Source organism: Streptomyces sp. NPDC045026 (assembly GCF_056432625.1).
The window spans coordinates 15,629-29,020 of record NZ_JBWKIS010000023.1 but is presented as its reverse complement, the minus strand read 5'-3'; the positions used below and the strand labels follow the sequence as shown (position 1 = coordinate 29,020).

At 70.1% G+C, this 13,392-nt stretch carries 12 protein-coding genes; 1 reads left to right on the top strand and 11 read right to left on the bottom strand.

All coding sequences use genetic code 11. The annotated features are described in order from the left end of the window. Positions 1 to 210: 210 nt before the first annotated feature. From pyrF to pyrR, 8 genes are all read right to left on the bottom strand, one after another. Positions 211 to 1,056 carry an orotidine-5'-phosphate decarboxylase gene (gene pyrF, locus AC07EJ_RS34280; protein WP_389487183.1) on the bottom strand — a complete coding sequence of 282 codons (846 nt, stop codon included), beginning with the start codon at positions 1,054 to 1,056 and terminating at the stop codon, positions 211 to 213. After that, on the bottom strand, positions 1,053 to 2,162 hold the full coding sequence (locus AC07EJ_RS34275) for a quinone-dependent dihydroorotate dehydrogenase (RefSeq protein WP_389487181.1): 1,110 nt from the start codon (positions 2,160 to 2,162) through the stop codon (positions 1,053 to 1,055). Before AC07EJ_RS34275 ends, pyrF begins: the two co-directional genes overlap by 4 nt. Positions 2,163 to 2,219: 57 nt before the next feature. Further along, entirely contained in the window at positions 2,220 to 5,528 is a 3,309-nt protein-coding gene (gene carB / locus AC07EJ_RS34270) for a carbamoyl-phosphate synthase large subunit (protein ID WP_389487179.1), read from the bottom strand. Continuing rightward, positions 5,521 to 6,672 (bottom strand): glutamine-hydrolyzing carbamoyl-phosphate synthase small subunit, encoded by a 1,152-nt coding sequence (carA, locus tag AC07EJ_RS34265; protein ID WP_389487177.1) that lies wholly within the window; start codon positions 6,670 to 6,672, stop codon positions 5,521 to 5,523. The genes carB and carA overlap by 8 nt, the downstream gene beginning before the upstream one ends. Further along, entirely contained in the window at positions 6,669 to 7,343 is a 675-nt protein-coding gene (locus AC07EJ_RS34260) for a PH-like domain-containing protein (RefSeq protein WP_478885720.1), read from the bottom strand. The genes carA and AC07EJ_RS34260 overlap by 4 nt, the downstream gene beginning before the upstream one ends. Continuing rightward, positions 7,340 to 8,626, bottom strand: a complete 1,287-nt coding sequence (locus AC07EJ_RS34255; protein ID WP_389487173.1) for a dihydroorotase — start codon at positions 8,624 to 8,626, stop codon at positions 7,340 to 7,342. The genes AC07EJ_RS34260 and AC07EJ_RS34255 overlap by 4 nt, the downstream gene beginning before the upstream one ends. Before the next feature lie 5 nt (positions 8,627 to 8,631). Continuing rightward, positions 8,632 to 9,609, bottom strand: coding sequence for an aspartate carbamoyltransferase catalytic subunit (locus tag AC07EJ_RS34250; protein WP_389487171.1), 978 nt, complete (start codon positions 9,607 to 9,609; stop codon positions 8,632 to 8,634). Positions 9,610 to 9,690: 81 nt separating this feature from the next. After that, the gene (pyrR, locus tag AC07EJ_RS34245; protein ID WP_362910610.1) at positions 9,691 to 10,266 is read right to left on the bottom strand and encodes a bifunctional pyr operon transcriptional regulator/uracil phosphoribosyltransferase PyrR; all 576 of its coding nucleotides are present in this window, start codon (positions 10,264 to 10,266) and stop codon (positions 9,691 to 9,693) included. Between the two features lie 243 nt (positions 10,267 to 10,509). Here pyrR and bldD point away from each other — a divergent pair, with 243 nt between their 5' ends. Beyond that, positions 10,510 to 11,010 carry a transcriptional regulator BldD gene (gene bldD, locus AC07EJ_RS34240; protein ID WP_389487168.1) on the top strand — a complete coding sequence of 167 codons (501 nt, stop codon included), beginning with the start codon at positions 10,510 to 10,512 and terminating at the stop codon, positions 11,008 to 11,010. 205 nt (positions 11,011 to 11,215) lie between these two features. Here the strand turns inward: bldD and nusB are convergent, their stop codons facing one another. Genes nusB through AC07EJ_RS34225 form a run of 3 tightly spaced genes read right to left on the bottom strand, consistent with a single transcriptional unit; the run spans position 11,216 to position 13,389 of the window. Then, positions 11,216 to 11,650, bottom strand: a complete 435-nt coding sequence (gene nusB / locus AC07EJ_RS34235) for a transcription antitermination factor NusB (RefSeq protein WP_100597416.1) — start codon at positions 11,648 to 11,650, stop codon at positions 11,216 to 11,218. Positions 11,651 to 11,652: 2 nt separating this feature from the next. Next, positions 11,653 to 12,219, bottom strand: a complete 567-nt coding sequence (gene efp / locus AC07EJ_RS34230; protein WP_100597415.1) for an elongation factor P — start codon at positions 12,217 to 12,219, stop codon at positions 11,653 to 11,655. Positions 12,220 to 12,270: 51 nt separating this feature from the next. Beyond that, positions 12,271 to 13,389, bottom strand: coding sequence for an aminopeptidase P family protein (locus AC07EJ_RS34225; protein ID WP_389487166.1), 1,119 nt, complete (start codon positions 13,387 to 13,389; stop codon positions 12,271 to 12,273). Positions 13,390 to 13,392 lie beyond the last annotated feature (3 nt).

The following is a 13,392-nucleotide window of genomic DNA, read 5'->3' as shown; positions in this document are numbered from 1 at the left end:
CCTCCCCGGGGCCCCGCTGAAACATCACGGAATGGTCAAGCAGGCTCTCGAGAGCCCTCGCAAGGACTCTTTTCGCACCTCGGCGGCGCCTCTCAGCACCTCGAACAGCAGCGAATCCGTGACCTGATGCCCGCATTCCGGATGCCTCACGGGCATGCCGAAGGCCCCCACACGCGCGTGCGGGGGCCTTCGGGGCAGATCGAGATCCGGTCAGGCGGCGGCGACCGCCGCGCGAACCTCGTCCGCGAAGCGCACCGACGCCTCGCGCAGGGCGGCCACCGAAGGGCCCGCCTTCAGGACGGCCCGGCTGACGTTCGGGACGACATTGCGCGCGGCCTTGCCGAAGACGCTCGGCAGATCCCCCGGGGTCGCGCCCTGGGCGCCGATGCCCGGGGCGAGGAGCGGACCGTTGATGTCCAGGTCGTACGAGGACAGGTCCCCGAGCGTCGCGCCGACGACCGCGCCGAAGGAGCCCATGGGCGTCTCGCCCGCGTTCTCCTCGGCGAGGTGGGCGAGCATCGTCGCACCCACGTTGCGCCCGTCGGCGCGGACGGCGTGCTGCACCTCGCCGCCCTCCGGGTTGGAGGTGAGGGCGAGGACGAAGAGCCCCGCGCCGGACTCGCGGGCCAGGTCGACGGCCGGCTTCAGGGACCCGTAGCCGAGGTACGGCGAGACGGTGAGGGCGTCGGAGAAGAGCGGGGAGTCCTGGTGCAGGAAGGTCTCCGCGTACGCGGCCATGGTCGAGCCGATGTCGCCGCGCTTGGCGTCCATGACGACCAGCGTGCCGGCGGCGCGCAGGTCCGCGACGGCGCGCTCCAGGACGGCGACGCCGCGCGAGCCGAAGCGCTCGAAGAACGCCGACTGCGGCTTGACGACGGCGACGGTGTCGGCGAGCGCCTCGACGGAGATCCGCGTGAAGCGCTCCAGGCCGTCGATGTCGTCGTTCAGGCCCCAGGCCGACAGCAGCGCCGCGTGCGGGTCGATGCCCACGCAGAGGGGGCCCCGCTCGTCCATGGCATGGCGCAGTCGGGCGCCGAAGGGTTCGAGAACCGTCATGCGTGGGCCTTCTTCACGTCGGCGCCGACGGCGTCGGCGAGGGTGGCGTACGGCGAGGTGTTCAGGCGGGCGGCGAGGCCCTTGTGGATGGCTCGGGCGTAGAAGGGGCCCTCGTAGATGAAGGCGCTGTAGCCCTGGACGAGGGTGGCGCCCGCGAGGATGCGCTGCCAGGCGTCCTCGGCGTTCTCGATGCCGCCGACGCCCACCAGGGTGATCCGGTCCCCCACGCGCGCGTAGAGGCGCCTGAGGACCTCCAGGGAGCGTGCCTTGAGGGGCGCGCCCGACAGGCCGCCGGTCTCCTTCACGAGGGACGGGTCGGAGGCCAGGCCGAGACTGTCGCGCGCGATGGTGGTGTTCGTTGCGATGATCCCGTCGAGGCCGAGCTCCACGGCCAGGTCGGCGACGGCGTCGACGTCCTCGTCGGCCAGGTCGGGGGCGATCTTCACCAGGAGCGGGACGCGGCGCGAGGTGACGGTGCGGTCGGCGGCCTCGCGCACGGCGGTCAGGAGCGGGCGCAGCGCCTCGGTGGCCTGGAGGTTGCGCAGGCCGGGGGTGTTCGGCGAGGAGACGTTCACGACGAGGTAGTCGGCGTGGGCGGCGAGGCGCTCGGTCGACTTCACGTAGTCGCCGGCCGCCTCCTCCTCGGGCACGACCTTGGTCTTGCCGATGTTCACGCCGACCGTGGCCCGGAAGGCGGGCCTGCGGGCCGCCAGGCGCTCCGCCACGGCCGCGGAGCCCTCGTTGTTGAACCCCATGCGGTTGATCAGCGCGCGGTCCGGCACGAGGCGGAACAGGCGCTTCTTGGGGTTGCCGGGCTGCGGCTCGCCCGTGACGGTGCCGATCTCGATGTGGTCGAAGCCGAGCATCGTCATGCCGTCGATCGCGACGGCGTTCTTGTCGAAGCCGGCGGCGAGCCCGAAGGGGCCGTGCATGCGCAGGCCGAGGGCCTCCGTGCGCAGCTCCTTGTACCGGGGCGCGAGGACGGCCGCGACGAACGTGCGGAGCACGGGGACGCGGGCCGCGAGGCGGATCCAGCGGAAGGCCAGGTAGTGCGCCTTCTCGGGGTCCATGCGCTTGAAGACGAGGTTGAAGAACAGTTTGTACATCGTGGGTGTCCTCACACGGAGGGGGACACCGTTTCCGATGTCCCCCTCAGTGGGCTGCTAGTCGCGGGCCGCGGTCAGGTGTTCCGCGTGTTCCTGGAGTGAACGGACGCCCACGTCACCGTGGTTGAGGGCGTCGATGCCCTGTACGGCGGCCGCCAGGGCCTGCACCGTGGTCAGGCACGGGACGCTGCGCGCCACCGCCGCCGTACGGATCTCGTAGCCGTCGAGGCGGCCGCCCGTGCCGTACGGGGTGTTGACGATGAGGTCGACCTGGCCGTCGTGGATGAGCTGGACGATCGTCTTCTCGCCGTTCGGGCCCTCGCCCTCGCTGAGCTTGCGCACGACCGTGGCGTTGATGCCGTTGCGCCGCAGCACCTCGGCGGTGCCGGACGTGGCGAGCAGCTCGAAGCCGTGCGCGACGAGTTCGCGCGCCGGGAAAATCATCGTGCGCTTGTCCCGGTTGGCGACCGAGATGAACGCGCGGCCCTTCGTCGGCAGCGGGCCGTACGCGCCGGCCTGCGACTTGGCGTACGCCGTGCCGAAGACCGAGTCGATGCCCATGACCTCGCCGGTGGAGCGCATCTCCGGGCCGAGGACGGTGTCCACGCCGCGTCCGTGGACGTCGCGGAAGCGGCTCCACGGCATCACGGCCTCCTTGACGGAGATCGGCGCGTCCAGCGGCAGCGTGCCGCCGTCGCCGGTCTTCGGGAGCAGGCCTTCCTCGCGCAGCTCGGCCACGGTCGCGCCGAGCGAGATGCGCGCGGCGGCCTTGGCGAGCGGCACCGCGGTCGCCTTCGAGGTGAAGGGGACCGTGCGCGAGGCGCGGGGGTTCGCCTCGAGGACGTAGAGGATGTCACCCGCCATCGCGAACTGGATGTTGATCAGGCCGCGGACGCCGACGCCCTTGGCGATGGCCTCGGTCGAGGCGCGCAGGCGCTTGATGTCGAAGCCGCCCAGCGTGATCGGGGGCAGGGCGCACGCCGAGTCGCCGGAGTGGATACCGGCCTCCTCGATGTGCTCCATGACGCCGCCGAGGTACAGCTCGGTGCCGTCGTAGAGCGCGTCCACGTCGATCTCGATCGCGTCGTCGAGGAAGCGGTCGACGAGCACGGGGCGGGACGGGGAGATCTCCGTCGACTCCTCGATGTACGAGGCGAGGCGGGTCTCGTCGTACACGATCTCCATGCCGCGGCCGCCGAGGACGTACGACGGGCGGACGAGGACCGGATAGCCGATCTCGTCGGCGATGGCCTTGGCCTCGGAGAAGGTGGTCGCCGTGCCGTGCTTGGGCGCGGGCAGACCGGCCTCGGCCAGGACGCGGCCGAAGGCGCCTCGGTCCTCGGCGGCGTGGATGGCCTCGGGCGGGGTGCCCACGACCGGTACGCCGTTGTCCTTGAGCGCCTGCGACAGGCCGAGCGGGGTCTGGCCGCCGAGCTGGACGACGACGCCCGCGATCGGGCCCGCGAGGGACTCCGCGTGGACGATCTCCAGGACGTCCTCGAGCGTCAGCGGCTCGAAGTACAGACGGTCGGAGGTGTCGTAGTCCGTGGACACGGTCTCCGGGTTGCAGTTGACCATCACGGTCTCGTAGCCCGCGTCGCTCAGGGCGAAGGAGGCGTGGACGCAGGAGTAGTCGAACTCGATGCCCTGGCCGATGCGGTTCGGACCGGAGCCCAGGATGATCACCGCGGGCTTGGTGCGCGGCGCGACCTCGGTCTCCTCGTCGTACGAGGAGTAGAAGTACGGGGTCTTCGCGGCGAACTCGGCGGCGCAGGTGTCGACCGTCTTGTAGACCGGGCGGACACCGAGGGCGTGCCTGACCTCACGTACGACGTCCTCGCGCAGGCCGCGGATCTCGGCGATCTGGGCGTCGGAGAAGCCGTGCCGCTTGGCCTCGGCGATCAGGTCGACGTCGAGGCGCTCGGCGGCGGCCAGTTCGTCCGCGAGCTCCTTGATGAGGAAGAGCTGGTCGACGAACCAGGGGTCGATCTTCGTGTACTCGAAGACCTCTTCCTGGGTGGCTCCGGCGCGGATGGCCTGCATGACGGTGTTGATGCGGCCGTCGGTCGGGCGGACGGCCTCGGCGAGGAGCTCGGCCTTGTCGCCGGGCTCGCCGACGAAGGTGAACTGGCTGCCCTTCTTCTCCAGGGAGCGCAGCGCCTTCTGGAGGGCTTCGGTGAAGTTGCGGCCGATCGCCATGGCCTCGCCCACCGACTTCATGGTGGTGGTGAGGGTGGAGTCGGCGGAGGGGAACTTCTCGAAGGCGAAGCGCGGGGCCTTCACGACCACGTAGTCGAGCGTCGGCTCGAAGGAGGCCGGCGTCTTCTCGGTGATGTCGTTCGGGATCTCGTCGAGCGTGTAGCCGACGGCCAGCTTGGCGGCGATCTTGGCGATCGGGAAGCCGGTGGCCTTGGAGGCGAGCGCCGAGGACCGCGAGACGCGCGGGTTCATCTCGATGACGATGATCCGGCCGTCGGTCGGGTCGATCGCGAACTGGATGTTGCAGCCGCCCGTGTCGACGCCGACCTCGCGGATGATCGCGATGCCGATGTCGCGCAGCCGCTGGTACTCGCGGTCGGTGAGCGTCATCGCCGGGGCGACGGTGATCGAGTCACCCGTGTGGACGCCCATCGGGTCGAAGTTCTCGATGGAACAGACGACCACGACGTTGTCGTTCTTGTCGCGCATCAGCTCGAGCTCGTACTCCTTCCAGCCGAGGATGGACTCCTCCAGGAGCACCTCGGTGGTGGGAGACAGGGTCAGGCCCTGGCCGGCGATGCGGCGCAGCTCCTCCTCGTCGTGCGCGAAGCCGGAGCCCGCGCCGCCCATCGTGAAGGAGGGGCGGACGACGACGGGGTAGCCGCCGAGCGTGTCGACGCCCTTGAGGACGTCGTCCATGGAGTGGCAGATGACCGAGCGGGCGGACTCGCCGTAGCCGATCTTCTCCTTGACCGCCTCGACGACACCCTTGAAGAGGTCGCGGTCCTCGCCCTTGTTGATGGCCTCGACGTTGGCGCCGATGAGCTCGACGCCGTACTTCTCGAGGACGCCGTTCTCGTGCATGGAGATCGCGGTGTTGAGCGCGGTCTGGCCGCCGAGGGTGGGCAGGAGCACGTCGGGGCGCTCCTTGGCGATGATCTTCTCGACGAACTCGGGGGTGATCGGCTCGACGTACGTGGCGTCGGCGATCTCCGGGTCGGTCATGATCGTCGCCGGGTTGGAGTTCACGAGGATGACCCGCAGGCCCTCGGCGCGCAGGATGCGGCAGGCCTGGGTGCCCGAGTAGTCGAACTCGGCGGCCTGGCCGATGACGATCGGTCCGGAACCGATGACCAGGACGGACTGGATATCGGTGCGCTTAGGCACGCTGGGCTCCCTTTTCTGCCATGAGCTCTACGAAGCGGTCGAACAGGTAGGCCGCGTCGTGCGGGCCCGCCGCTGCCTCGGGGTGGTACTGGACGCTGAAGGCCGGCTGGTCGAGGAGGTGCAGACCCTCGACGACCTGGTCGTTCAGGCAGACGTGGGAGACCTCGGCGCGGCCGTAGGGGGTGTCGGAGACCTTGTCGAGCGGGGCGTCGACGGCGAATCCGTGGTTGTGCGCGGTGACCTCGACCTTGCCGGTCGTGCGGTCCTGCACCGGCTGGTTGATGCCGCGGTGGCCGTACTTCAGCTTGTAGGTGCCGAAGCCGAGGGCGCGGCCGAGGATCTGGTTGCCGAAGCAGATGCCGAACAGCGGGGTCTTCCGGGAGAGGACCTCCCGCATGACCGCGACGGGGCCGTCGGCGGTGGCCGGGTCGCCCGGACCGTTGGAGAAGAACACGCCGTCCGGCTGGACCGCGTAGATGTCCTCGGCCGTGGCCGTCGCGGGAAGCACGTGCACCTCGATGCCGCGCTCGGCCATCCGGTGCGGGGTCATGCCCTTGATGCCGAGGTCGACGGCGGCGACGGTGAACTTCTTCTCACCGATCGCGGGGACGACGTACGCCTCCTTGGTGGCGACCTCGGCGGCGAGGTTCGCGCCCTTCATCTCGGGCGCCTGGCGCACCTCGGCGAGCATCGTGCCGTCGTCGGGCAGCGCGTTGCCGGAGAAGATGCCGACGCGCATGGCGCCGCGCTCGCGCAGGTGGCGGGTGAGGGCGCGGGTGTCGATGCCGCTGATGCCGACGACGCCCTGCTTGCGCAGCTCCTCGTCGAGTGAGCGCCGGGAGCGCCAGTTGGAGGGCACGCGCGCGGGGTCCCGCACGACGTAACCCGCGACCCAGATCTGCTTCGACTCGGGGTCTTCGTCGTTCACGCCGGTGTTGCCGACGTGCGGGGCGGTCATCACGACGACCTGCCGGTGGTACGACGGGTCGGTCAGGGTCTCCTGGTAGCCGGTCATGCCGGTGTTGAACACCGCCTCACCGAAGGTCTCCCCCACGGCCCCGTAGGCGCGGCCGCGGAAGATGCGGCCGTCCTCCAGGACGAGTACGGCGGGAGCCTTGGCGGCTCCCCGGGTGGAGGTCGTCATCGTGCGGTGCCTTCCGTCGTGATGGTCGTGCTGTTCGTGCTGCTTGAGGTGCTCGTACTGCTGGTGCTGCCTGAGCTGCTCGTGCTGTTCGTGCTGTTCGTGCTGTTCGTGCTGTTCGTGTCGATCATGTTGTTGAGGGTCTCGACCCACTCGGCCTGCTCCGCGGCGTGGTCGGAGCGGAAGCCGGAGTCGATCAGCTTGTCGCCGTGCCCCCAGGTGACGATCAGGAGACCGCCCTCCGTGAGGACCTTGCCGGCGATGCCCTTGTCGAGTCGGGCCTCGCGCAGCTGTGCGACGGGGATGAAGAAGTCCGTGGCCCCGGGGCGTACGACGTCCAGACCCTCGTCCGTGAGCGTGAGCTCGACGCGGCTGCGGGTGCCGAGGCCGTGCGCCACGATGCGGTCGAGCCACTGCCCCGCGGTCGTGGAGCCGTGGTAGCGGCCGCTCAGCTCAAGTCTGGCCGGACCGGGCGCGGACGGCACGGTGGGGAGCGGCGGCAGGTCGCCCTGGAGGGTGCCGCGCCACTTCCAGCCCTGGCGCATCAGCCAGTAGACGAGCGTGATGAACAGGAGCAGTCCGACGATCCAGCCGATCCGGTCGGGCCAGTCCGTCACGTCCGCCGACTTCTGTTCGGCGGCGAGCGCTGCCAGTGGTTGCGTCAGTCGTGTCACGCGAGCTTCCCGTCGACGAGCGTGGCCTTGCCCCGCAGCCACGTGTGCGTGACGCGTCCGGGCAGCTCACGCCCCTCGTAGGGCGTGTTGCGGCTGCGCGAGGCGAAGCCGGCGGGGTCCACGGCTCCACGGTAATCGGCGTCGACCAGGACGAGGTTCGCGGGCTCACCTGCCGAGACGGGCCGTCCGTGGCCCTTCGCCCCGCCGATCTGCGCGGGCTTGACGGACATGCGGTCGGCGACGCCGGCCCAGTCGAGCAGCCCGGTCTCGACCATCGTCTGCTGCACGACGGACAGGGCGGTCTCGAGCCCGACCATGCCCATGGCGGCCGCGGCCCACTCGCAGTCCTTGTCCTCGTGCGGGTGCGGGGCGTGGTCGGTGGCGACGATGTCGATCGTGCCGTCGGCGAGCGCCTCGCGCAGGGCCATGACGTCGCGCTCGGTGCGCAGCGGCGGGTTGACCTTGTAGACGGGGTTGTACGAGCGGACCAGCTCGTCGGTGAGGAGCAGGTGGTGCGGGGTGACCTCGGCGGTCACGTCGATGCCGCGGGACTTGGCCCAGCGCACGATCTCGACGCTGCCGGCCGTGGACAGGTGGCAGATGTGCACGCGGGAGCCGACGTGCTCGGCGAGCAGCACGTCGCGGGCGATGATCGACTCCTCGGCGACGGCGGGCCAGCCGCCGAGCCCGAGCTCCGCCGAGACGATGCCCTCGTTCATCTGGGCGCCCTCGGTGAGGCGGGGCTCCTGCGCGTGCTGGGCGACGACACCGCCGAAGGCCTTCACGTACTCCAGGGCGCGGCGCATGATCACCGCGTCGTCGACGCACTTGCCGTCGTCGGAGAAGACCGTGACGCCGGCGGCGGACTCGTGCATGGCGCCGAGCTCGGCGAGCTTCTTGCCCTCCAGGCCGACGGTGACGGCGCCGATGGGCTGCACGTCGCAGTAGCCGTGCTCCTGGCCGAGCCGGTAGACCTGCTCGACGACGCCGGCGGTGTCGGCGACCGGGAAGGTGTTGGCCATGGCGAACACGGCGGTGTAGCCACCGGAGGCGGCGGCCTGGGTGCCGGTCAGGACGGTCTCGGAGTCCTCACGGCCGGGCTCGCGCAGGTGGGTGTGCAGGTCGACGAGACCCGGCAGGAGCACCTTGCCTGCGGCCTCGACGACCTGGGCGCCCTCGGCGGACAGGCCGGTGCCGACCGCCTCGATGACGGAGCCGTCGATCAGGACGTCCTGCTGCTCGCCGCCGAGCACCTTCGCACCTCGGATAAGGATCTTGCTCATGGTTCTTACTTCTCCTCGGTACGGGTGTGGGTGACGGCGGGTTCGTTGCCGCCCAGAAGCAGGTACAGGACGGCCATGCGGATGGAGACGCCGTTGGCGACCTGCTCGACGACCGTGCAGCGGTCGGAGTCGGCCACCTCGGCGGTGATCTCCATACCGCGGACCATCGGGCCCGGGTGCATCACGATGGCGTGCTCGGGCATCTTCGCCATGCGGTCGCCGTCCAGGCCGTAGCGACGCGAATATTCGCGCTCGGTCGGGAAGAAGGCGGCGTTCATCCGCTCGCGCTGGACGCGCAGCATCATGATCGCGTCGGACTTCGGCAGGGTGCTGTCGAGGTCGTACGAGACCTCGCAGGGCCAGGTCTCGACGCCGACCGGGACGAGGGTGGGCGGTGCGACGAGGGTGACCTCGGCGCCGAGGGTGTGCAGCAGGTCGACGTTCGAGCGGGCGACGCGGCTGTGCAGGACGTCCCCGACGAGCGTGATGCGCTTGCCTTCGAGGTCCTTGCCGAGCCCGGCGTCACGGCCGACCAGGCGGCGGCGCATCGTGAACGCGTCGAGGAGCGCCTGCGTGGGGTGCTGGTGGGTGCCGTCGCCCGCGTTGATGACCGGGGCGTCGATCCAGCCCGAGGTGGCGAGGCGGTAGGGCGCGCCGGAGGCGCCGTGCCGGATGACGACGGCGTCGACGCCCATCGCCTCCAGGGTCTGGGCGGTGTCCTTGAGGGACTCGCCCTTGGAGACGCTGGATCCCTTGGCGGCGAAGTTGATGACGTCCGCCGACAGGCGCTTCTCGGCGGCCTCGAAGGAGATCCGGGTGCGGGTCGAGTCCTCGAAGAAGAGGTTGCAGATCGTGCGGCCGCGCAGGGCGGGCAGTTTCTTGATCGGCCGGTCGGCGACCCGGGCCATCTCCTCGGCGGTGTCGAGGATGAGGACGGCGTCGTCGCGGGTGAGGTCGGCGGCCGAGATGAGGTGTCGCATCATCGGGGAGGCTCCGTAGGAAAGTTCAGGAGTATTCGGGCATACGGGCGCGCGGCAGCACCCTCAGGATCGGGCTGAGGGTGGCTACTGCTCGCCGGCCGGAGCGGTCCGCTTGGCGCCGAGCAGCACGGAGTCGCGTCCGTCCTCCTCGGCGAGCTGGACCTTGACCGTCTCCCGCAGCGACGTGGGGAGGTTCTTGCCGACGTAGTCGGCGCGAATGGGGAGTTCGCGGTGGCCGCGGTCGACGAGGACCGCGAGCTGCACGGCGCGGGGCCGCCCGATGTCGTTCAGGGCGTCGAGTGCGGCGCGGATGGTGCGGCCGGAGAAGAGCACGTCGTCGACGAGGACGACGAGGCGGCCGTCGATGCCGTCGGCGGGGATCTCCGTGCGGGCCAGCGCACGCGGCGGGTGCATGCGCAGGTCGTCGCGGTACATGGTGATGTCGAGGGAGCCGACCGGAATCTTCCGTCCGGTGATCTCTTCGAGCTTGTCCGCGAGCCGGCGGGCCAGGAAGACGCCGCGGGTGGGAATGCCCAGGAGCACGACGTCTTCGGCGCCCTTGGCGCGCTCGACGATCTCGTGAGCGATGCGGGTCAGTACCCGCGCGATGTCGGGGCCCTCGAGTACGGGGCGTGCCTCATCGGAGCTGCTGATGTCCATAAAAAACGGACCCCCTTCTCCGCCTCACGGGACGGACCTTAAAGGACGTCGGATTTGCGCCGTCCACGTTACCAGGCCCGCAACGCCGCCGATCACCCCCCTGGAGGTGCGAGGGACGCCGTTCCAGGGGAAGGTCGGTAACGGACCACTCGGCTTGACGCAGCCAAGTAACGCTGCGTAACCTCACAGTGAGTTACCAGCCACGCGGCGGAGCCGCACGTTGATACAGCGTCCGGGAGCTATATGTCCAGCGAATACGCCAAACAGCTCGGGGCCAAGCTCCGCGCCATCCGCACCCAGCAGGGCCTTTCCCTCCATGGTGTCGAGGAGAAGTCCCAGGGGCGCTGGAAGGCGGTCGTGGTCGGTTCGTACGAGCGCGGCGACCGTGCCGTGACCGTGCAGCGCCTCGCCGAGCTGGCGGACTTCTACGGGGTGCCGGTGCAGGAGCTGCTGCCGGGCACCACGCCGGGCGGTGCGGCCGAGCCGCCGCCGAAGCTCGTTCTCGACCTGGAGCGCCTGGCCCACGTCCCGCCGGAGAAGGCGGGCCCCCTGCAGCGCTACGCGGCGACGATCCAGTCGCAGCGCGGTGACTACAACGGCAAGGTGCTGTCGATCCGCCAGGACGACCTGCGCACCCTCGCCGTCATCTACGACCAGTCGCCCTCGGTCCTGACCGAGCAGCTCATCAGCTGGGGCGTCCTCGACGCCGACGCGCGTCGCGCTGTCGGACACGACGACCTCTGACAGACGGAAGTCGGCAGAAACGTCACGCCCAAGGGGCGGGCCCGCGTTTTCGCGGCCCGCCCCTTGGGCGTTCCCGTGCCCTGCTGGCCTACTGGCCCGGTGTCCCGGTGTCCCGGTGTCCCGGTGTCCCGGCAAAAGCGTCAGGCCCGGAGTGGCACACCATTCGGTGTCCGCTCCGGGCCTGACGGCTGTCGCTGCCTGTCTGCTACGCCTCGTCGCGGCGCAGCGTCGGCTTGAGGTCCTTGAAGCGCCCCAGAAGCCCGTTGACGAAGGCCGGGGAGTCGTCCGTGGAGAACTCCTTGGCAAGCTGCACCGCCTCGTCGAGCACCACGGCGTCCGGGGTGTCGTCGACCCAGACGAGCTCGTAGGCGCCCAGGCGCAGGATGTTGCGGTCGACGACCGGCATCCTGTCCAGGGTCCACCCGACGGCGTACTGCGAGATGAGCTCGTCGATACGCGCGGTCTTGCGTGCGTATCCCTCGACCAGCTCCATCGTGTACTCGCTGACCGGTGGCTGCCGGGTGTCGGACCGGGAGTGCCGGATCCAGTCCGCGAGGACCGTCTGGACGTCGACTCCGCGCTGGTCTGCCTCGAAAAGGATCTGGAAGGCGCGCTTGCGGGCCGTGTTGCGAGCAGCCACGGTTAGCTGTTCACCCGGCCGAGGTAGTCGCTCGTGCGGGTGTCGACCTTGATCTTCTCGCCGGTCGTGATGAAGAGCGGCACCTGGATCTGGTGGCCGGTCTCCAGCGTGGCGGGCTTGGTGCCGCCGGTGGAGCGGTCACCCTGGACGCCCGGCTCGGTCTCCTGGACGACGAGCTCGACGGCGGCCGGCAGCTCGACGAAGAGCACCTCGCCCTCGTGCTGCGCGACGGAGGCGTTGAAGCCCTCGATCAGGAAGTTGGCGGCGTCACCGACAGACTTGCGGTCGACCATGAGCTGGTCGTACGTCTGCATGTCCATGAAGACGAAGTATTCGCCGTCCATGTACGAGAACTGCATGTCGCGCTTGTCGATCGTGGCCGTCTCGACCTTGACGCCGGCGTTGAAGGTCTTGTCGACGACCTTCCCGGAGAGCACGTTCTTGAGCTTGGTGCGCACAAAGGCAGGGCCCTTGCCGGGCTTGACGTGCTGGAACTCGACGACGGACCAGAGCTGGCCCCCGTCGAGCTTGAGCACCAGGCCGTTCTTGAGGTCGTTCGTGGAAGCCACGGTTGCGGAATCTCCTGGACTGACGATGGACGACCCCGGGGGCGCGCGCCGTTACAGCGCGAGCAGCTCCTTGGTCGTAATGGTGAGTAGCTCGGGTCCGCCGTCCGCCTCGGGGCGCACGACGAGCGTGTCATCGATCCGGACACCGCCCCGGCCCGGAAGGTGGACCCCCGGTTCGACGGTGACCGGCACACAAAGGTCCAGTTTACCCATGGCCGCGGGGGCCAACTGCGGCTCCTCGTCGATTTCGAGTCCGACGCCGTGTCCGGTGAGCTGTGAGAGGCCGTCCGCGTACCCCGCGGAGTCCAGCACGTGGCGTGCCGCACGGTCCACCTCGCGGCACTCGGCGCCGGGTGCGAGGCTCTCCCGGCCGGCCCTCTGGGCTGCGAAGACCAGGTCGTACAGGTCGATCTGCCAGTCCGCGGGCGAGGTGCCGATGACGAACGTTCGGCCGATCTCGCACCGGTATCCGCGATAGGCGGCGCCGAGGCAGACCGAGAGGAAGTCGCCCTCTTCGACGCGGCGATCGGTGGGACGGTGGGCACCGCGGCCCGAGTTCGGCCCGGTGCCGACCGAGGTCGGGAAGGCGGGGCCGTCCGCGCCATGATCGACGAGCCGGCGCTCGAGCTCCAGGGCGAGATGGCGCTCCGTGCGGCCGACGAGGATCGATTCGAGCAGTTCACCGAGGGCCTGGTCGGCGATCTCTGCGGCGATGCGCAGACAGGAGATCTCGTCCTCGTCCTTGACGAGGCGCAGCTGCTCCACGGCGCCGCCCAGATCGGTGAGTCGCAGCCGTGGCGCCACGGAACCCAGTGCCCGGTGCCTGGCCACGGTCAGATGGTGTTCCTCGACGGCGAGCGAATCGGCCCCGCCGGACAGCGCGACGTCGGCGGCGGCCACGGCGGGGTCACCGGCGGGCGCGTCGAGCACCTGGATGCGCAGCGACTCGTCGGGCCGTCCCTCGGCGTGCTGTTCGCCGGGCGGCAGCCGGCACATCAGGACATCGCCCTCGGCGCCCGGGCCCTTGCCCAGCAGGAGTACGGCGCCGTGGGGCGCCGCACCCGCGAGATAGCGAACGTTGGCGGGGCGCGAGACGAGGGCGGCCGCACTGCCGCCCGCCGCAGCGCGCTCCCTCAGCCGGTCCCTACGGGCCGCGTACACCTCTGACATGAA

Bases quoted from the DNA above. Each gene is read 5' to 3' on its own strand.
- pyrR (WP_362910610.1), bottom strand. From the start codon at position 10,266: ATGGACATCAGCAGCTCCGATGAGGCACGCCCCGTACTCGAGGGCCCC.
- AC07EJ_RS34250 (WP_389487171.1), bottom strand. From the start codon at position 9,609: ATGATGCGACACCTCATCTCGGCCGCCGACCTCACCCGCGACGACGCC.
- pyrF (WP_389487183.1), bottom strand. From the start codon at position 1,056: ATGACGGTTCTCGAACCCTTCGGCGCCCGACTGCGCCATGCCATGGAC.
- AC07EJ_RS34225 (WP_389487166.1), bottom strand. From the start codon at position 13,389: ATGTCAGAGGTGTACGCGGCCCGTAGGGACCGGCTGAGGGAGCGCGCT.
- bldD (WP_389487168.1), top strand. From the start codon at position 10,510: ATGTCCAGCGAATACGCCAAACAGCTCGGGGCCAAGCTCCGCGCCATC.
- AC07EJ_RS34275 (WP_389487181.1), bottom strand. From the start codon at position 2,162: ATGTACAAACTGTTCTTCAACCTCGTCTTCAAGCGCATGGACCCCGAG.
- carA (WP_389487177.1), bottom strand. From the start codon at position 6,672: ATGACGACCTCCACCCGGGGAGCCGCCAAGGCTCCCGCCGTACTCGTC.
- AC07EJ_RS34255 (WP_389487173.1), bottom strand. From the start codon at position 8,626: ATGAGCAAGATCCTTATCCGAGGTGCGAAGGTGCTCGGCGGCGAGCAG.